This window comes from Rhizobium sp. NXC24 (assembly GCF_002944315.1).
In the GTDB taxonomy this organism is placed as follows: Bacteria; Pseudomonadota; Alphaproteobacteria; order Rhizobiales; family Rhizobiaceae; genus Rhizobium.
The window spans coordinates 889,889-907,580 of the sequence record NZ_CP024311.1 but is presented as its reverse complement, the minus strand read 5'-3'; the positions used below and the strand labels follow the sequence as shown (position 1 = coordinate 907,580).

Sequence of the window (17,692 nt, the reverse complement as noted above, 5' to 3'; positions counted from 1 at the left end):
CGTCATGAACAATGAGTATGGCAACTCCCTTGACGATGCGAACAACTCGGCCATGAACACGATCACATCAGCCACCACGATACCTGGCCTCATCTGGGCCTATCGCCTGCGTCCCGGCGCGAATAAGCCGGAGCGGCTGTCCGATGATACCGATCGCGCCACGCTGTTTGCGGACGATGGTTTCCTGTGGCTGCATCTGAGCCTTGTCGATGCCCGCGTACCCGCTTTTCTTGAGGATGCGCCAGGTCTGAACGAACCTGCCCGTGTGGCGCTGACGACGCATGAGACGCATGCGACCATCACCGTCGACGAGCAGATGCTGTTCGGCACGCTGGTCGATTTCCAGCGCGAATTCGATCAGGATACGCGCGACATCGGCTGGCTGCATTTCGTGCTGACCGACCGCATGCTCATCACCACCCGGCTGCAGCCGCTACGCAGTGTTGAGCGGGCGCGCATGCTGATCGAAAAAAACGCAGCCAAATTCACCCGGCCGCTCGATATATTCGAGCTGCTGGTCGTCGAGTTCCAGCGCACCCTCATCTCGCTTGTTATCGAGATGACCGAGGAGCTCAATCTCATCGAGGATTTCGTCTACGAGAACGCGCCGCGGGACGAACGCCGGCGATTGGCGCCCGTGCGCCGGACGATTGTGCGCCTGCACCGGCATCTGCGCACCGTTTTGACACTGATGCGGCGCGCTGCAGCGTCTGACGACGAAGAGATGCCGCTCGGGTTCGAGGATGTCGCCGGCCGATTGACGGGCCGGCTGGAGGCGGTCGATCACGATGTCTACGCGCTGCAGGAGCGCGCCAGGCTGCTGCATGAAGAAATCGACTCGAAGCTTTCCTCCGAGATCAACCGCCATCTCTATATTCTGTCGATCATGACGGCCTTCCTGCTGCCGCCGACGCTGGTCACCGGCTTTTTCGGCATGAACACGTCAAATCTGCCGTTTTCAGGCGGCGGTGCCGGCACGGAATATGCCGTGGCCCTCATCATCGCTTCGATGGTACTCGCCTGGTGGCTGCTGAAGCGGGTCAACATTCTCTGACGGCAGGGCGTTCAACCATGAAAAACCGCCCGGCGAGTGACCGGGCGGCTGGGGCTGATAGGTTCAAATCTCTCGCTCAATAGAAGGGCGAGTAGCACTGCTGCCGGGGACCGCGATTGGGCTGGAACGTATTGTCATAAGCCCGGTAGGAGCGATAGCGCGCCTCGCACCATTCGACGTGGCGCGGGTTGATGCCTCCGGCCGGGGCAACATAACGCGGCTGGCTGGCAATCGCGCCGCCAATGATGGCTCCGGCGCCGAAGGCCGCCAGCGGGTACCAATAGCCATCATAATAGCGATAGCCATAACGATAGCCCGGATAACCGCGGTAGCCGCCATACCAACCACGGCGATAATACGGATAGTACCCGCCGTGATAACCGCCATAGCGGCGCCACTGAACCTGCTGAACGTCGGCAGGGGCGGCCTTGTCTGCCGCCGCAACGGGCGCGGCAGGCATCTGCATTGCGAAGGACGGGGTGAAGCTCGTCAGAGCCACAGCGGCCGAAACAGCGATAGTCGCAATTCTTGCACGGAAACCAAGCATTTATATCTCCATTCCCTGGCTTACATTGTGCTTAAGGCAATGAACGTTCCTAATTGGGGAAGGTTCCCCAAACAGGGTTCGAATACCTGCTGCGCCGCGCGTCCAATATGACGCGGCGGGACGTAGCGGCGCATAGTGTTTCCCTTAAATCGGTACAAATTTAAGGGGTTATGCGGACCCAACGGTAAATTTTTAGCGATCCCATCCTTAACCAGGGATTAACCACCGATCCTTACCATTGTTTCATGAAGGGATACCGGCAGACTCACCCTCTGATTTGCAGTTTCCTGATGGTTCTGGCGCTGCTCGGACCGGCTTCCCGGCTTGCGGCCGCTGAGAACCCACCCTGGAACGACCCCCAGAACGCCCTTATCGTCGATGCCTATGAGTTGAATACCATCGATTGGGATCAGCTTCTGCAAGACAAGCGCATAGCCGCTTTCATCTCCAAGGCTTCCGACGGCCTGCCAGAGAGCTTTAGCTGCACGGGCGATCATGCCGGCGACACCTTTGCGCACTGCAAGACGATGTGGCGCAAATATGCCGTCAGCCGCGAGCTGTATCAGACGCGCCGCATACTGGCCAAAATGAATGGCCTGCTCTGGGGCGCCTACCACCTTGGACGGCCCGGCAACCCGGTCGACCAGGCCAATCACTTTCTGGATTATGCCGATCCGAAACCGGACGAATTGATGGTGCTCGATATCGACGGCTTGGACGCGACCCAGTTCATGTCGCTCGATGACGCGCAGATCTTCGTCGGTCACATCAAGGTGAGAACCGGCCGCTATCCCATTCTCTATACCAATCACAACACCGCCCGGTATATTGCCGATCATCGCGAGGACTATCCGATCCTGTCGCGGCTGCCGCTGTGGTATGCGCGCTACAAGCCGGATGTAAAAGGCACCTTCCCGCTCGGCAATTGGGACAATTATGCGCTCTGGCAATTCTCCTCATCCGACAATTGCTCGGAGAAGGCCTGTCCTTACCGCGTGCCGGGGACGCTTACCGATATCGATGTCAATGTCGTGGCGATGACGAAGGTGCAGCTCGCCAAGATCTGGCCGCAGGGCGATCTGCTGCCCGCAAAGCCGGAACCTGCACCCATGATCATTGCCAAGGGACCAAGCTGTACCGCGCCGTTGCAGACGCTCGTCTCGCTGATGGTCGACCCAATCGTCACCGCCGCAACGCAGCCGAAGACGGTCGAGATCAACGAGTTGAATTATCAGGATTTCTAGCGCATCCGCTATCGGGCGGGAGCCGCCCGATAGCGGATAAGTAGTCTCGATTCAAAAGGCTTAGGCTTCTATCTGCACATCCGTTTTAGGCCGCGAACAGCAGGCCAGAATGTAGCCTTCGTCGATTTCGTCGTCGAGGATGCCGCCATTATGGTTCATCTCGACCTCGCCCGACAGTTTCATCACCCTGCAGGTGCCGCAGAGACCGGATTCGCAGGCAGCACCGATGCGTACGCCGGCGCCGCGCGCGGCCTGCAGGATCGTCTGGCCTGGGGCGCAGGCGACATCCCTGCCGGCCATGGTGAAGCGGATCGAGGTCGCCGCGTCCATCGACGCGTCATCGCTGACTTCGGCCAGCGGCGTTGCCGCCTGCGCCGGCTGGAAGCTTTCCTGATGGTAGCGCGCCATGTCGAAGCCGTGGGCTTCCAGCATGGAGCGGACGGCATCCATGAAGACTTCAGGGCCGCAGCAGAAGATGGTGCGTTCCATGAAATCTGGCGCGAGCAGTCCGATCTTTGCCTTGTCGATGCGGCCCTTCAGCCCCGACCAGAGATCGGTGCGGCCGCAGCCTTCGACGATGAAGCCGAGATCGAGGTTCGGCATGAAGCGGGCGAGATATTCCAGCTCCGAGCGGAAGATGATGTCGGCGGGGCTGCGCGAGCAATTGACGAAGGTGATGTCCGACAAGGGCCCTGTGTCGGCCATGTAGCGCGTCATCGCCATCATCGGCGTGATGCCGGAGCCGGCCGAAACGAAGAGATATTTTTCGCCGGGATGACGGATGTGGCTGAAATCGCCGAGCGGGCCGAAAGCCTTGATGCGCATACCGGGCTTCAGGTTCTCGAACATCCAGCGCGTGCCGATGCTGTCCTTCTGCGCCTTCACCGTGACGGCCACGGAAAAGGGCCGCGACGGTGTCGAGGAAAGCGTGTAGGTGCGCATGACCGGCTCGGGCGCCGTCGGCAGTTCCAGGGTTACGAACTGGCCCGGCAGATAGCGGAACCAATTATCCTTGTCGGAGCGGAATGTGAAGGTCATCACATCGGGCGCTTCCGGCGTTGCCGACAGGCATTCGAGCAGATGCTGCCTGTCGCTCCATGGCTGCATCTGATCCAGGTGCTGATGACGGAGAGAGATGGTCATGTTCATACTCAGGCAACCGCCGACAGCTTGGCCTGATCGCCCTGCAGCCGGTTGATCATGAAATTCGAGTACCACTCGACGAACTGCATGACGCCGCCCTCGTGGAGTTCCGAATAGGGGCCGGGCTCATAGGCCGGCGAGCGTATACCGAAGGCATTTTCCTCGACGATGCGACGGTCCTGATCGTTGGTTTCCGTCCAGACATGGGTCAGTTCCTCGAGGTCATAGTCGACGCCCTCTACCGCATCCTTATGCACCAGCCATTTGGTGGTGACCGCGGTTTCCTCGGCGCTGATCGGCAGCACGCGGAAGGAAATGGCGTGGTCGCCGAGAAGATGGTTCCACGTTGTCGGGTAATGGAACAGGATCATCGCACCGATATTGTTGATGGTGACGTCAGGCGATAGCGGCCGCTTGACGGCGCGCCTGCCGGACATGGTGTAGCTTTCAGCCCCTTCGATCAGCGGCATGCGGGCGGCGCGGAACTGACCATCGGGTGCGATCTTGAATTGGCTCGGCAAGCCGGCGGCTTCGCAGCGCTGCCAGTGCTCAGTGATGAGGGGATCGTTCATCGCACCTTGTACACCCGTGATGGTCGGCGCTTCCGGGTAGGTACGGCAGAGCTCCGGATGATTGGCGGCGCAGTGATAGCACTCGCGATTGTTCTCCCATACCAGCTTCCAATTGCCCTTTTCGATAATGGTGCTCTGGAAGGCGACCTTCGTCTCGCCGATGCGATGCGGCGCCATGTAAGGCTCGATCGCGGCGCGGACCGGGGAGAAATCCGGGGCGTTTTTCGCCAGACAGATGAAGATGTAGCCGCCGACGCTCTCGCAGTGAACCGGCTTCAGGGAGAACTGGCTCTTGTCGAAATCCTCCGCCATCTGCCGGGCGAAGAGCAGCGAACCGTCGAGTTCGTAGGTCCACTGATGGTAAGGGCAGACAAGCTTGGCCGAAGAACCGCGCTCGGATGCGCAGACACGCGAGCCGCGGTGGCGACAACTATTGTGGAAGGCGCGGATGACCTGATCCCGGCCGCGGACGATAACGACGGGATAATCGCCGACCTGGACCGTGAAATAATTGCCGGCCCGCGGCACTTCGCAATCATGGCCGATGAACAGCCAGTCGCGATAGTAGATCATCTCCATGTCGAGCTTGAAATAATCGGGGTCGGTGTAGAAGGCCTGCTCCAGGCTGAAACCCTGGCGGCGGTTCTTCAATTGTCGCAAAACGTCGGTGCCGATATCCATGTGCCTATCCTCGTGCAATACCAGGCAGTAGGCAGAGGACATGCACCGGCCGGCCTTAAACAGCCCAACGCATTACCCCCCGACTGCCCGCCGCGGTCAGTGAAATCTGTCGTCCCCAAGGCTGGTTTCCGGGCTCTGGAGCGGTCCTCAAGAGGACCCCATGGCGCCTTCCCAGGTTGTTCTCGACCCAGTGGCTTTATCTGCCATGCCTCACTCCACCACCGTTGCGGGGGCAGCGCCGGATTTTGACCGGCTTCCCAATTCTCCGCCTCCCTAATAGACGGCACCTTGAGATTGAGGTCATCATAGCTCCCGCCTCACGCGTCGCTCTGCTGCAATGCGACATCGGCTTCGAAATTGGCGACAGGTGAGATGAAGCTTGGAAATGACGCGAATTTTGTCGCGATAATACGAACCAATTCAAACTATTAGCTCGGTCCCGGCAAGACGATCGTCCGTGTGAACCATTCTGCGCTCCATGACGCTTTATCTTGATTGCGACAGAGCGATGGGCGATGAATTTTAGGGACGATCTTGTCCGGCGGAGAGCGCCTTCAATGCCGCCATGGCACGCTCGGCATCGGCGATCGGCACGAAGATATGGTCATGATAATAGGCCGCAACGACATTGGCGCTGATGCCCTCGCTTCCGAGTGCCATAGCAAAGGCCGCCGTCAAGCCCACGGCCTCCAGCGAGGAATGGACGTCTAGGCTAATCATTCGCATGGCGGGTTCAGCCGGAAGCCCCGCCTGCCGGGCGGCCTCGATCGGAAGGATCAGCGTCATTCCCTCTTTTTCGTGGAACATTCCGATCGGCTTCAAATGGATATAGTCTGTCAGCATTGAAGGCGGCACGCAGCAAAAGACGAATTCGCCTTCAATGAGATTTGGCTTCATGCTCGCAATCAGCAGTTTGAGTTCGGTGATACCCGGCATGGCTCTGATCCTTCCAAACATCCCAGCGTGGCGCGCTTAAGCCCGGCTCAAGCTAGGCGATCTATTAACTGCTATCCATACCCATACCGAGAGTGCCGCCATGGCCAAGCTCAGATATTTCGACGCCAAGAAGCCCGCCGAACCGGAACCGGAATTGCCGGCGGCCTCCCATAGCGAATTCCTGCGCACCGGCCGCATCACCCGCGACAGGGCGCATTGGCTGGCCGAAGAGCGGCGCTATCTCAGCTATGAGGAAGTGGCCGAGCGCACGGCGAATAAGCTGCGGAATGCTGGCGAAAAGACCCACGATCGGCTGAACAGCTTTCACCAATCGATTCGTTTTCCGAAGCTGATCTTCCATCACACGCTGAAGGACACGCCGCATCTCGGTTATTGCCATGTCACTGCGGCGCGAACGCAATTTGCGCAGTATGAAGAGGTGAGCTGGGCCTTCTACATCGCCAACTTCTTTGCCCGCATCGGGCAGAACGACAATTTCTTCGAAAATATCAGCCTGAAATATTCGCGGATGTATTTTGCCGTCGCCGTCTTGCCGGATCAGGAATCGCCGGAAAAGAAACTGACGATCAACCGCGAGGTCCGAGGCAACGGCGTACTCTTCCACACACACGATCCGCAGATCGCCATCCGCAACGTGTTGCTGCTTGGCGCGCGCAACGAACAGCTCCGCGACATCATTCGCCAGCTTTGATCATTGATCCCCAAACTTGAAAAGCATAAGAACGGCCTGAACTACAACGGTCAGGCCATGGCGCGACACATAGACATTCTCCAGGATCCCGAAACGGCTATAGCTGCGGCGTCGGAAACGCTTGCCGAGGGGCTGCCGATCGGGTTGCCGACCGAGACGGTCTATGGGCTTGCCGCCGATGCCACCAATCCCGCTGCTATCACCCGCATCTATGAGACCAAGGGGCGGCCCCGCTTCAATCCGCTGATCTGCCACATGAGCGATCTCGCCATGGCGGAACGCCATGCGATCTTCGACCCGATCTCGCGGAAGCTGGCCGAAGCCTTCTGGCCCGGTCCGTTGACCCTTGTGCTGCCGCTGCGGCCGGAAAGCGATATCCATCCGCTGGCGACCGCGGGGCTTGATACGATCGGCATCCGTGTGCCGCAGGGTTTTGCTGGCGAGCTGATCCGCGCCTTCGGCCGGCCGCTCGCCGCCCCCAGCGCCAATACGTCCGGCAAGATCAGCGCCACCAGCGCCGATCATGTTCATGACGATCTCGGCGAACGGATTACACTCATCCTCGATGCCGGCGCTTCGGTTGTCGGCGTTGAATCGACGATCGTCAAGGTTGAGGACGGGGAGATGCGCCTGCTGAGGCCGGGGGGCCTCGCGGCTGAGGAGATCGAGCGGATCGCAGGTCAGCCGCTCAAGCGCAAGAACGGCGCCTCGCCGGCCATTGAAGCGCCAGGCATGCTTGCCTCGCACTATGCGCCAGGTGCTGCGGTGCGGCTCGATGCGACTGCTGTTTTACCGGGCGAGGCGTTGATCCGTTTTGGGCGACCGGACATTGCCGGTGCGGAGAACGCGGCCATGGTGCTCGATCTCAGCCCATCCGGCGATCTTGCGGAAGCCGCCGCCAATCTGTTCGATTTCATGAAACGCGCCGATGGCAGCGGCGCGGCAATGATCGCCTTTTCCAGCATTCCCGACGAAGGCCTCGGCGAAGCCATCAACGACCGCCTGCGCCGCGCGGCCGCGCCCAGAGAGTAAATCCGGTCAAAGACACATCGGCAAAGGACACGCCATGAGCAGCTCCGCCCCCTCCTCCGCCCTTCTGGATCGCTTTGCCGCGATCGTCGGCGAAAAGCATGCCGTGCAGGACCCTGCGGAGATCGCACCGCATCTTATCGAAAATCGCGGGCTCTATCGCGGCGCATCGCCCCTGCTCCTGAAGCCGGGCTCGGTAGAAGAGGTTTCGGCAATCCTGAAGCTCGCCAGCGAGACCGGCACGGCCATCGTGCCGCAGACCGGTAATACCGGCCTTGTCGGTGGCCAGACACCACGCGAGGGCGGCTCTGACATCATCCTCTCATTGGAGCGCATGAACCGCATCCGCGACATCGATCCGGTCGGCAATACCATGATCGTCGATGGTGGTTGCATCCTGGCTGATGTGCAGAAAGCGGCGGAAGAGCATGGCCGCATGTTTCCGCTGTCGCTCGGCTCCGAGGGCTCCTGCCGCATCGCCGGCAATCTCTCCACCAATGCCGGCGGCACGGCCGTTCTTGCCTACGGCAATATGCGCCAGCTCTGCCTCGGCCTTGAAGTGGTGCTGCCGACCGGCGAAATCTGGAACGGTCTTCGGCGGCTGAAGAAGGACAATACCGGTTACGACCTGCGCGACCTCTTCATCGGCGCCGAGGGAACGCTCGGCGTTATCACCGGCGCGGTGCTGAAGCTTTTCCCGCAACCGCTTGGCCATCAGGTGGCTTTTGCCGGTATCCAATCGACCGAAGACGCACTGACACTGTTCAAGAATGCGGCCAGCCTCTGCGGCCCGGCGCTGACCGGCTTCGAGCTGATGCCGCGCATCGGCGTCGAGTTCACCGCTCGCCATATTCCGGGCGTGCGCGATCCGCTGGAAACAGTGCATCCCTGGTATGTGCTGATCGATATCTCCACATCGGATTCGGCCGAGACCGCCGAGAGGATGATGACGACGCTGCTGGAGCAAGGTTACGAGGCCGGCCTGATTCAGGATGCGACCATCGCCAATTCCGAGGCGCAGCGAAAGGCGCTGTGGCACATGCGCGAGAGCATGTCGGACGCGCAGAAGCCGGAGGGCGGCTCGATCAAACACGACGTCTCCGTGCCGGTCGCGCAGATCCCGAAATTCATGCACGAGGCGGAGAAGGCAGTGATGGCCGCCATGCCCGGCGCCCGCATCTGCGCTTTCGGCCATATGGGCGACGGCAATATCCACTACAACATCTCGCAGCCCGTGGGAGCGGACAAGGCGGAGTTCATCGGCCGCTGGCGCGAAATGAACAAGATCGTGCACGGGCTGGTGCTGCAACATGGCGGCTCGATCTCCGCCGAACACGGCATCGGGCAATTGAAGCGCGACGAACTGGCTTCGATCCGCCCTGAAATCGAGATGGATCTGATGCGCCGGATTAAGACGGCGTTCGACCCGGCAGGGATCATGAATCCGGGAAAAGTCCTCAAGATCTGAGAGCCGGTTGGCTGCCTTAAACGGGTAGCAACACGCTATGGAAGGGTTCGGCATGGGCGACAAACGCGTATATGTGACGTCAGTCAGCAGCAGCGGCGTGCATAGTTTCAGCAAGCAGAACAAGGATCACATTCAACTGCTGACGGGGCTCGGCGTGGAAGGCGACGCGCATATGGGGGTGACGGTAAAGCATCGCTCGCGCGTCGCGGTCGATCCGACGCAACCCAATCTGCGTCAAGTGCATATTATCCACGAGGAGCTGTTCGACGAACTCACAGAAAAGGGATTCTCTGTTGCTCCGGGCGACATGGGCGAGAATATAGCGACCCGAGGGATCGACCTACTTTCCCTGCCTCAAGGGGCGCGCCTGCATATCGGCGAGGAAGCGATCGTGGAAGTGACTGGGCTTCGCAACCCGTGCAAGCAAATCGACGATTTCCAGAAGGGCCTGCTGCATGCGGTGCTCGATAAAGATGCCGATGGAGGTCTGATCCGCAAGGCTGGCATCATGGGTATCGTCTCGCAGGGTGGCCGCGTGCAACCCGATGACGCCATCCGCGTCGAGCTGCCGCCGCTGCCGCATATCAAGCTCGAGCGCGTCTGATAAAAAAGAAGCGGCCTTCCGTTGGAAAGCCGCCTCGTTATGCCGCTCTCATGTCGCGCTAGCCTTGCAGCCTGCTTGATCAATCGAAATCGTCTTGGCCCGAATTGCCGCCGCCATTGCGGTTGCCCGAGATGATCTCACGCTTGCCGACATGGTTGGCGGGGCCGACCAGACCGTCCTTTTCCATGCGCTCGACGAGCGAGGCAGCGCGGTTATAGCCGATGCCGAGGCGGCGCTGGATGTAGGAGGTCGAGCACTTCTTGTCGCGCATGACCACCTTGATCGCCTGTTCGTAGAGATCGTCGCCGTCTTCCGAGGCGATGGCGCCCTTGTCGAAGACAGCCGTGTCTTCTTCCTCGTCGTCTTCTTCCTCGTCGGCGGTGACCGTATCGAGATATTCCGGCCGCCCTTGAGTCTTCAGATGTGCGACGACCTTTTCGACCTCTTCATCCGAAACGAAGGGACCATGGACGCGCGAGATGCGCCCGCCGCCGGCCATATGCAGCATGTCGCCCTGGCCGAGGAGCTGCTCAGCGCCCTGCTCGCCGAGGATGGTGCGGCTGTCGATCTTCGAGGTCACCTGGAAGGAGATGCGGGTCGGGAAGTTTGCCTTGATCGTACCGGTGATGACATCGACCGAGGGACGTTGCGTCGCCATGATTAGGTGGATGCCTGCGGCGCGCGCCATCTGCGCCAGACGCTGGATCGCGCCTTCGATTTCCTTGCCGGCAACCATCATCAGGTCGGCCATTTCGTCGACGATGACGACGATATAGGGCATCGGCGTCAGGTCCATTTCCTGCTGTTCTTCGATCGGGGCACCCGTGCCCTTGTCGAAGCCGGTCTGGACCATGACATGGATCGTCTCGCCCTTTTCACGGGCGGAAGCGACGCGGCTGTTATAGCCGTCGATATTGCGCACGCCGAGGCGCGACATCTTGCGATAGCGATCCTCCATCTCGCGCACAGCCCATTTCAGCGCCATGACGGCCTTCTTGGGATCGGTAACGACCGGGGTCAGCAGATGCGGGATGCCGTCATAGACGGAGAGTTCGAGCATCTTCGGATCGACCATGATCAGGCGGCATTGCTCCGGCGTCATACGATAGAGCAGCGACAGGATCATCGTGTTGATGGCGACCGACTTGCCCGAACCGGTGGTGCCGGCGACGAGCAGATGCGGCATCTTGGCGAGTTCGGCAATGACAGGCTCGCCGCCGATCGTCTTGCCGAGGCCAAGCGCCAGCTTGTAGCCACTCCTCTCGAAATCCGCGGACTCAATCATTTCGCGGAAATAGACGGTCTCCCGGGTGACGTTCGGCAGTTCGATGCCGATGACATTGCGACCGGGAACGACGGCGACGCGGGCTGACAGAGCCGACATCGAGCGAGCGATATCGTCGGCGAGATTGATGACGCGCGAGGATTTGACGCCGGGGGCCGGCTCGAATTCATAGAGCGTTACCACAGGACCTGGACGGACATGGATGATCTCGCCCTTGACGCCGAAGTCTTCGAGCACGCTTTCTAGAAGGCCGGCATTCTGCTCCAGCGTTTCCTGCGTCATGATCACGCCGGTCCGGGCGGCAGGCTCCTGCAGCAGTTCGCGGGGCGGGAGCTCATATTCACCCTCACCGCTGCGGGCGATCGGCCGCCATTCCGGAAGAGCCAAGGCATTAGCCCTGCGCGGTGTAATCTGCGGCGGCGGCGGATCGATCAGACGCTGTTTGGCAGCTTCGACGGCGGGAATGACCGGCTTTGCTTCAACCATGGGAGCGGCCGCAGCCGGCGCCGGCGTGCGAACCGGTATCGGCGCGACGACCATGACCGGAGCCGGAGAAGGCAGGCTCGGAGCCGCAGCCGGCTGAACCTCGACAATGGCCTCTGCCTCACCGGCAAATACTGCGGTGACGAAGGCGGGCGGGATGAACGCGACAGGTTCCGTCACCTTTGCGTCCGCTTCGACCGGCGCTGCGGCCTCGATCGAGGCCGGCACAAAGGGCGCCAGTACCGCAGCTTCGAGCGCGGCAAGCTCGTCCATCACGAATGCGCCGACCGGGGCCGGCTCCATAGCCGGAGCAGGTGCGGCGGAGGCAACGGCCGTTAAAATTTCGGTCTGTAGCGGTGAGTCTACGGCAGGCGACGGGCGGCGGCATTCGACGACGCGGAATTTCGCGACGATCGATTCGACCTCAGATTGGATCTCAGGAACGAGCATCGGCTGGACCGGCTTGCCCTTGATGGCGGAGAGGAATTCACCATCGAAGGGCATGGCGTCCCAGAAGGCGAAATCCGAGAGATGGGCAAGCCGCGATTCGACCACAGGCGCGGCGACTGATTCTTCAACTTTCGGCAGCGACGAGGAGGCATCCAGCGCGATCGCGGGAGCTCTATGGAATGCGGTAGCGATGACGGTCATCTCCAATGCGTCCGGCTGCATCGCCGGAGATTTCTGAATTACGGTAGGCTTGAAGGTCTCACCCACGAACGGCATGTCTTCCCATGGCGGCAGTTGGAATTCTGCCGACTGGTCCATCTGCGGACGATCGATAGAGCCATGTGATTCGGGCACCGGCGGCTCAATGACGCGCATTGCGGCGTGGTTGACGGCCGCGGGCGCCGAGGTGGGCGCAGGTTCCACGGGCGGACGCCGGCTGATGATCTCGGTCTCGCGCGTGCGGGTGAAACGGACGTTCGGTCCCATCAGGAAGGCGTTTTGCCAGCCGGGCGAGGCAAGCTCCTCTGCGGAGATCCCGTGCGGCGTGACAGGCATGATGGGGCCGCTTGCCGCCGTGCTGGCTTGCAAGGCCTCCACGACAGGTTTTGGCGCGGCGGCGATTCGCAGGCGAGCTTCTTCGGCATGCCGCAATTCCTCGGCACGGCGCTGTTCTTCCGCGCGCCGCTTTGCTTCGCGCGCATTGCGGATCTTTTCTTCCAGGAATGCGCGGCGGGCAGCGATCTGCTCGGCCCGGCGGGCCTCTTCTGCGACCTGCTCCGGGTCCGGCTCACCCTCCTGCTGGAAGCCGGTTGCCGCATTCGAAATGTTCGTTCGAGAAAGACGCATGAGACCTGCAACCCAGTCATTGATATTGCCGATGGCTTCTCAAATCGAATAGGGCAAGGACGGTTAATAAGTTCCTTCTTATCGGCCTCGAACGCACTTATTCCGCGTCTCCAGAACCCGAGGGCGACCCATACCGGCACGGCTGCAACAGGTATGCCGACGGCTTTCGCGCCGCACATCGAAGCGGCGCGAGGCATCAATTTTGGCGCTGTTCGTTATTTATTGGAAAGCTGGGCGATCGAAAGCAGCGTATCGGCACTGATGCCGACGCTCGAGGAACCCGACAGAATCGATAGGGCGGGCGATGTCGACGAAGTGGTGTTGTTCTCGATATCGTACATGGCGGAGAACCGCTGCAGAAGCTTGTTGACCTTGTCCGGGTCCTGCAGGTCGGTGACATCAAGATAGCTGCCCAACACCTTGGCCTGCTGATCGACATCCATCGAGGAGATCGAGCTCGGCAGGTTAAAGGTCGTCGTCATGACCGAATAGAGCGCGCTATCGCCCATGATGTCGTAGATGGAATGGATGTCGGGCGCCTTACGCTGGAAATAAAGCGCCAGGCGAACACCAGGATTGGTCTCTCCCTGTTGATCCTCGAGGGTCTGATGCAGGAAGAGGTCGTTCGTCTGAGAGATCGCGCCTTGGTTTTGCGCCGTACCCTGTTTCGCGTCCGTCAGGTTTCCATCCGTGTCGAAGTTGAACGCCTCGACAATGCTCTTGAACTGAGCGCCATCATCCGTGTTGACGAAGCTCGTGGAGTCAGTCGTATCGGAGGCGAAGGCCTTCTTCAGCGTGGCGGTGGTGACCTTCTTCGGGTCGATGCCATTGGCAGTCAGGATGAAATCGGTAAGCTTGCTGTCAGCGAGAAGGTCACTGACACTGGTGATCTTAACGATATTGGTCGCGAAATAGGTAGCGGCATCCTTGGCGTCGCTGGTGGCCTTCGTGAGCTGAGCGCCCGTCAGTCCGGCCCGCTTGTCGCTGGAATATTCGGAAATGTAATTATTAATCTGCGTCTCCGACAGAGCCTGGACCGGCTGCTTCAGCTTGCCATCGCTGCCGAAGTTGAAGGCCTTGGCGAGATCGGTGAAACGCGTGTCCTTGAGCGAGTTGACATAGCTCTTCGAATCATAGGGATCGCTTTCAAGAACCTTCTTCATCTGCGTCTTCGACATCTCGTCCGAGCTGATGCCGTAAGCGCGCAGCGCCATTTGGTAGAGCTCGGGAAGATCGTCATTGGAATCGTCGCTGTCGGCGGTCGCATTGGTGGCGAAGAAGTCGTCAATATCCTTCACGCTGGCGATGCGGGTCTTGTAATTGTTGACCGCATCCGTGGTGAGCGACGTCTGCGACGTCGCGTAATTACTCATATAGCCGGTCGATGCCGCATTGATCTCGGCCTGAGACTGCGCCACGTCGACGGACGCCAGCGTACCATCCGACTGAAAGTTGAACGCCGCAACAACGTCGGTGAGGCCAAAAATGGAGGCCGTCTTGGAGTCGGCGAACGCGTTTTTGAATACGATAGCGGGGGTGCTCGCATCGATCCCGTAGGCTGTCTTGACGTAATCGAAAAGCCGGGTGTCCGAGGTCAGTTCATCGACCGAAGTGATGGAACCGATGTGATCCTTGTAATAAAGATCGTTATCGGTAGCGCCGACCTCGGTCGTGTATGAGGGAACGGTGGAATTGTAGGCGCTCATGACCTCGGCCGTCTGGCCGAGCGTCTGCGGACCGCCCGGATAGTTGGTTGCGTAGGCGGCCGTCGTCGTGCTGAGCTGAGTGGAGGACTGCGCTTGCGAACCGCTGGCAACCGTGCCGTCGGCCTGGAAATTGAACTGCGCCATCACATCGGTGAGCCCGTTCGTCTTGGCAACACCCGCATCCTCGGCCGAGGCATTGAATTGGTCAGCGGTGATGTAGGTTGGGATGTCGAAAGCGATTTTGACATAGTCGAACAGCTTGGGATTGGAGGTAAGCTGGTCGACGGAGGTGATCGAGCTGATCTGGTTCTGATAGTAGGTCGTATCGGCGTCCGCCGTCGACGTCTTCACGCTTCCGTCGGAATTGAAATTGAATTCCGCGACGAGCGCCTTGTCGGCAGCGCTGCCGTTCTGATTCACAAAGCTGGTCGAATCGCTGACATCACTCGTCAGCATCTTTTTCAGAGTTGAATTCGACACGTAGGTCGGATCGATCCCGTAGGCCTGCAGCACGTAATTGCGCAAGCGCGTATTGCTAAGGAGATCGTCGACGGTTTTAACGCTGCTAATGTTCTGGCTGTAATAATTGGTTTCAGTCTCGGCGTTGGTTTCCTCAGTCGTAAAGGACTGCTGATAAAGACCGACCAGATCGCCTTCCTGTTCACTGGTTTGCGCCGTCGTATCGCTGCTCGTGCCGAAATTGAACGCGGCGGCGAATTCCTTGTAGCGCGAATCCGTCAGCTTGTTCGCGAAACTAGTGGAGTCGCTGAGGTCGCTGGTCAGCACCTGTTTCATAAAGGCCTTGGCATAGGTCATGTCCGAAAGGCCGTAAGCTTCCATAGCGTAGCTATAGAGCTGATAGTCGTTCATGAAATCGTCGACGCTGGTGACTTTGCCAATATTGGCATTGTAATAGTCGATCGCACGCTTGTTCTGCGTCTGCGATGCCACCTGATTGAGGGTCGTCGCCATGCTTCGGGTCGCGATCGAATAGCCAAGATAGGTGGATATCATCAGCGGGCGTCCAATAAATCTCTAATATATAGCGGCGAATCTATCGGCATTCTCGCAGATAAACCTTACCTGAGACTTACAATACTTCGGCCGCCGCGTGCACCAAATCGGCACGACCGGTTGCGCGCTCCCATTCACGTTATGGAAACCCTGATGCATTCGACTTTGCTAACCATTTGAGGACGCAAAGTTTTCTTAACCGCGATTTTTAAGCTGTCTGGAAGGGGGGCCGCCTAATCTGCACCCAACGAGAGGACATGACGTTCTCCGTAAGAAGACCGGAAAACCGGCTCTCAGGTAAAGCAAGGGTAGAGATTAGATGACAAATACCGTCCTGAAGCCCGATTGGGCTGGAACCACACTGCGGCTGGATCCGACGCGCTTTCCGCAACAGGTCAGCTATGCCATGCGGGGTGCCGCGGGTGATGTCACCATCACGATCGACGAACGCGGCGCGGTGCTGCGCAAGATCTTGCCGTCCAGTGGCCTGCCGCTGTCGGTCGCATTGCCGAAGCGTGCCTTCAAGGGCGTTGCCGCCCGCGCCATCGACCATGGCGACGGCGAAGTCACGGTGACGCTGGAATTGCATCATGAGGATCCCGATCTCTGCATCCCCCTCCTCGTCGCCCATGATTTGAGCGACATCGCCGCCGACTGGCGCTCCTGGTCGGAAGCCTTCCGCATTCCGATGATGATGATCGAAGCCGACGGCGTCGCCCGTCCGCTGGAAGAGCATCTGGGCGGCGTCGCCACCCGCGACATCCAGCCCCGTCGCCGCCACTCCTATTTCGCCAATCGCCGCCCGCGCTTCCTCGTGCGCCGCTCGACCGGCAAGCTCGGCGTCAAGATGAAGATCGAAGGCCGCGAGATTATCGCGCGAAAGTAAATCTTCTATCGATAACCTCTCGCATCGAAGCCCGGCCTCTCAGCGCCGGGCTTTGTCGTTTTCACGGGACGAGGAACAAGAACGACAGGAAAAGACCAGCAAAGACGATCAGGCCGACCCGATTGTTGGACTTGAACAGGGCAAGGCACTGCGCGCCATCGTTGATATCAAGCACGGCGATTTGATAGGCGAACATGCAGCCGGCGACGATCAGGCCGAGATAGGCAAGCCAGCCTGCTCCCGCCAAGGCGAAGGACACCAGCATCAGAAACAATGTCGCGCCATAAAGGCCGATCAGCCAGAGGCGGGTCTGATCACCGAAAAGCCGCGCGGTGGAGCGCACGCCGATCAGCTCGTCATCCTCCTTGTCCTGATGCGCGTAGATCGTGTCATAACCGATCGTCCAGAGGATGGAGGCGGCATAGAGCATGATCGGGGCAAAGGACAGGCTGCCGAAGAGGCCGGCCCACCCCATGAGAGCGCCCCAGGAGAAGGCGAGGCCGAGGAAGAATTGCGGCCAATCGGTAAAACGCTTTGCAAAGGGATAAAGCGCGACGACGGCTAGCGACAGGATGCCGAGAACGACGGCGAACCAATTGAATTGCAGCAGCACCAGCAGGCCGACCAGAGCCTGCAGCGCAATGAACATCTTGGCCTGCCAGCGCGTCACCCGGCCGGACGGCAGCGGACGTGAGCGCGTGCGGGCCACTTCCATGTCGATCTCATGATCGACCAGATCATTATAGGTGCAACCGGCGCCGCGCATGGCGACGGCGCCGATGAAATAGAGGATGAGGTGGTAGATCAGCAGAAAGCCGGGCGAAGGCTGGCCCGCCGCCACGGCGGCATTGGCCGCCAACGCGGCCGACCAAAAGCAGGGCCACATCAGGAGCTGCCAGCCGATCGGCCTGTCCCAGCGCGCGAGCTGCGCATAGGGCCAAAGCGCCGCAGGCAGGATGCGATAAACCCAGTTGCCGGATGATGCGTCTGCGACGCGCCCGTTAATGTCGCCTGTCTTTTGCATAGACGACT

The 17,692-nt window shown here is 59.9% G+C and carries 14 protein-coding genes and 1 riboswitch; of the genes, 7 read left to right on the top strand and 7 right to left on the bottom strand.

Translation table 11 applies throughout. The features are described from left to right. Window positions 1-52 precede the first annotated feature (52 nt). A complete protein-coding gene (locus NXC24_RS04410; RefSeq protein ID WP_104825000.1) occupies window positions 53-1,054 on the top strand; it encodes a transporter in 1,002 nt (333 codons plus the stop codon). Between the two features lie 76 nt (window positions 1,055-1,130). Here NXC24_RS04410 and NXC24_RS04405 read toward each other — a convergent pair whose 3' ends face one another. Further along, window positions 1,131-1,601, bottom strand: coding sequence for a BA14K family protein (locus tag NXC24_RS04405; RefSeq protein WP_104822199.1), 471 nt, complete (start codon window positions 1,599-1,601; stop codon window positions 1,131-1,133). A gap of 290 nt (window positions 1,602-1,891) precedes the next feature. Here NXC24_RS04405 and NXC24_RS04400 point away from each other — a divergent pair, with 290 nt between their 5' ends. Beyond that, window positions 1,892-2,845 (top strand): GH25 family lysozyme, encoded by a 954-nt coding sequence (locus NXC24_RS04400; RefSeq protein ID WP_245463927.1) that lies wholly within the window; start codon window positions 1,892-1,894, stop codon window positions 2,843-2,845. 60 nt (window positions 2,846-2,905) lie between these two features. Here the strand turns inward: NXC24_RS04400 and NXC24_RS04395 are convergent, their stop codons facing one another. The 3 genes from NXC24_RS04395 to NXC24_RS04385 form a co-directional block, all read right to left on the bottom strand. Beyond that, a complete protein-coding gene (locus NXC24_RS04395; RefSeq protein WP_104822197.1) occupies window positions 2,906-3,994 on the bottom strand; it encodes a hybrid-cluster NAD(P)-dependent oxidoreductase in 1,089 nt (362 codons plus the stop codon). 2 nt (window positions 3,995-3,996) lie between these two features. Further along, window positions 3,997-5,241 carry an aromatic ring-hydroxylating dioxygenase subunit alpha gene (locus NXC24_RS04390; RefSeq protein WP_104822196.1) on the bottom strand — a complete coding sequence of 415 codons (1,245 nt, stop codon included), beginning with the start codon at window positions 5,239-5,241 and terminating at the stop codon, window positions 3,997-3,999. Between the two features lie 101 nt (window positions 5,242-5,342). Continuing rightward, window positions 5,343-5,547, bottom strand: a riboswitch (cobalamin riboswitch). 216 nt (window positions 5,548-5,763) lie between these two features. Further along, a complete protein-coding gene (locus NXC24_RS04385; RefSeq protein WP_104822195.1) occupies window positions 5,764-6,177 on the bottom strand; it encodes an ACT domain-containing protein in 414 nt (137 codons plus the stop codon). A 100-nt stretch (window positions 6,178-6,277) separates the two neighbouring features. Here NXC24_RS04385 and NXC24_RS04380 point away from each other — a divergent pair, with 100 nt between their 5' ends. The 4 genes from NXC24_RS04380 to NXC24_RS04365 are packed head-to-tail and all read left to right on the top strand — an operon-like array spanning window position 6,278 to window position 9,990. Further along, window positions 6,278-6,889, top strand: a complete 612-nt coding sequence (locus tag NXC24_RS04380; protein WP_104822194.1) for a DUF6656 family protein — start codon at window positions 6,278-6,280, stop codon at window positions 6,887-6,889. Between the two features lie 57 nt (window positions 6,890-6,946). Next, window positions 6,947-7,921, top strand: a complete 975-nt coding sequence (locus NXC24_RS04375) for an L-threonylcarbamoyladenylate synthase (RefSeq protein WP_104824999.1) — start codon at window positions 6,947-6,949, stop codon at window positions 7,919-7,921. Window positions 7,922-7,955: 34 nt separating this feature from the next. Continuing rightward, window positions 7,956-9,386, top strand: a complete 1,431-nt coding sequence (locus tag NXC24_RS04370) for an FAD-binding oxidoreductase (protein WP_104822193.1) — start codon at window positions 7,956-7,958, stop codon at window positions 9,384-9,386. A 52-nt stretch (window positions 9,387-9,438) separates the two neighbouring features. Further along, a complete protein-coding gene (locus NXC24_RS04365) occupies window positions 9,439-9,990 on the top strand; it encodes an MOSC domain-containing protein (RefSeq protein ID WP_104822192.1) in 552 nt (183 codons plus the stop codon). A gap of 79 nt (window positions 9,991-10,069) precedes the next feature. Here the strand turns inward: NXC24_RS04365 and NXC24_RS04360 are convergent, their stop codons facing one another. Together NXC24_RS04360 and NXC24_RS04355 are read right to left on the bottom strand one after the other, a co-directional pair. Then, window positions 10,070-13,054: a DNA translocase FtsK gene (locus NXC24_RS04360; RefSeq protein ID WP_104822191.1), complete on the bottom strand. Its 2,985-nt coding sequence runs from the start codon at window positions 13,052-13,054 to the stop codon at window positions 10,070-10,072. 215 nt (window positions 13,055-13,269) lie between these two features. Then, window positions 13,270-15,774, bottom strand: a complete 2,505-nt coding sequence (locus NXC24_RS04355; protein WP_104822190.1) for a DUF1217 domain-containing protein — start codon at window positions 15,772-15,774, stop codon at window positions 13,270-13,272. Between the two features lie 319 nt (window positions 15,775-16,093). Between NXC24_RS04355 and NXC24_RS04350 the strand changes: the two genes are divergently transcribed. Further along, window positions 16,094-16,660 carry a DUF6101 family protein gene (locus NXC24_RS04350; protein ID WP_104822189.1) on the top strand — a complete coding sequence of 189 codons (567 nt, stop codon included), beginning with the start codon at window positions 16,094-16,096 and terminating at the stop codon, window positions 16,658-16,660. A 61-nt stretch (window positions 16,661-16,721) separates the two neighbouring features. Here NXC24_RS04350 and ubiA read toward each other — a convergent pair whose 3' ends face one another. Next, window positions 16,722-17,684: a 4-hydroxybenzoate octaprenyltransferase gene (ubiA, locus tag NXC24_RS04345; protein ID WP_104822188.1), complete on the bottom strand. Its 963-nt coding sequence runs from the start codon at window positions 17,682-17,684 to the stop codon at window positions 16,722-16,724. Window positions 17,685-17,692 lie beyond the last annotated feature (8 nt).

Excerpts from the sequence above, each read along its gene's own strand:
- NXC24_RS04405 (WP_104822199.1), bottom strand. The coding sequence starts at position 1,601 with ATGCTTGGTTTCCGTGCAAGAATTGCGACTATCGCTGTTTCGGCCGCT.
- NXC24_RS04360 (WP_104822191.1), bottom strand. The coding sequence starts at position 13,054 with ATGCGTCTTTCTCGAACGAACATTTCGAATGCGGCAACCGGCTTCCAG.
- NXC24_RS04400 (WP_245463927.1), top strand. The coding sequence starts at position 1,892 with ATGGTTCTGGCGCTGCTCGGACCGGCTTCCCGGCTTGCGGCCGCTGAG.
- NXC24_RS04385 (WP_104822195.1), bottom strand. The coding sequence starts at position 6,177 with ATGCCGGGTATCACCGAACTCAAACTGCTGATTGCGAGCATGAAGCCA.
- ubiA (WP_104822188.1), bottom strand. The coding sequence starts at position 17,684 with ATGCAAAAGACAGGCGACATTAACGGGCGCGTCGCAGACGCATCATCC.
- NXC24_RS04375 (WP_104824999.1), top strand. The coding sequence starts at position 6,947 with ATGGCGCGACACATAGACATTCTCCAGGATCCCGAAACGGCTATAGCT.
- NXC24_RS04395 (WP_104822197.1), bottom strand. The coding sequence starts at position 3,994 with ATGAACATGACCATCTCTCTCCGTCATCAGCACCTGGATCAGATGCAG.
- NXC24_RS04350 (WP_104822189.1), top strand. The coding sequence starts at position 16,094 with ATGACAAATACCGTCCTGAAGCCCGATTGGGCTGGAACCACACTGCGG.
- NXC24_RS04410 (WP_104825000.1), top strand. The coding sequence starts at position 53 with ATGAACACGATCACATCAGCCACCACGATACCTGGCCTCATCTGGGCC.
- NXC24_RS04390 (WP_104822196.1), bottom strand. The coding sequence starts at position 5,241 with ATGGATATCGGCACCGACGTTTTGCGACAATTGAAGAACCGCCGCCAG.
- NXC24_RS04380 (WP_104822194.1), top strand. The coding sequence starts at position 6,278 with ATGGCCAAGCTCAGATATTTCGACGCCAAGAAGCCCGCCGAACCGGAA.
- NXC24_RS04365 (WP_104822192.1), top strand. The coding sequence starts at position 9,439 with ATGGGCGACAAACGCGTATATGTGACGTCAGTCAGCAGCAGCGGCGTG.
- NXC24_RS04370 (WP_104822193.1), top strand. The coding sequence starts at position 7,956 with ATGAGCAGCTCCGCCCCCTCCTCCGCCCTTCTGGATCGCTTTGCCGCG.
- NXC24_RS04355 (WP_104822190.1), bottom strand. The coding sequence starts at position 15,774 with ATGATATCCACCTATCTTGGCTATTCGATCGCGACCCGAAGCATGGCG.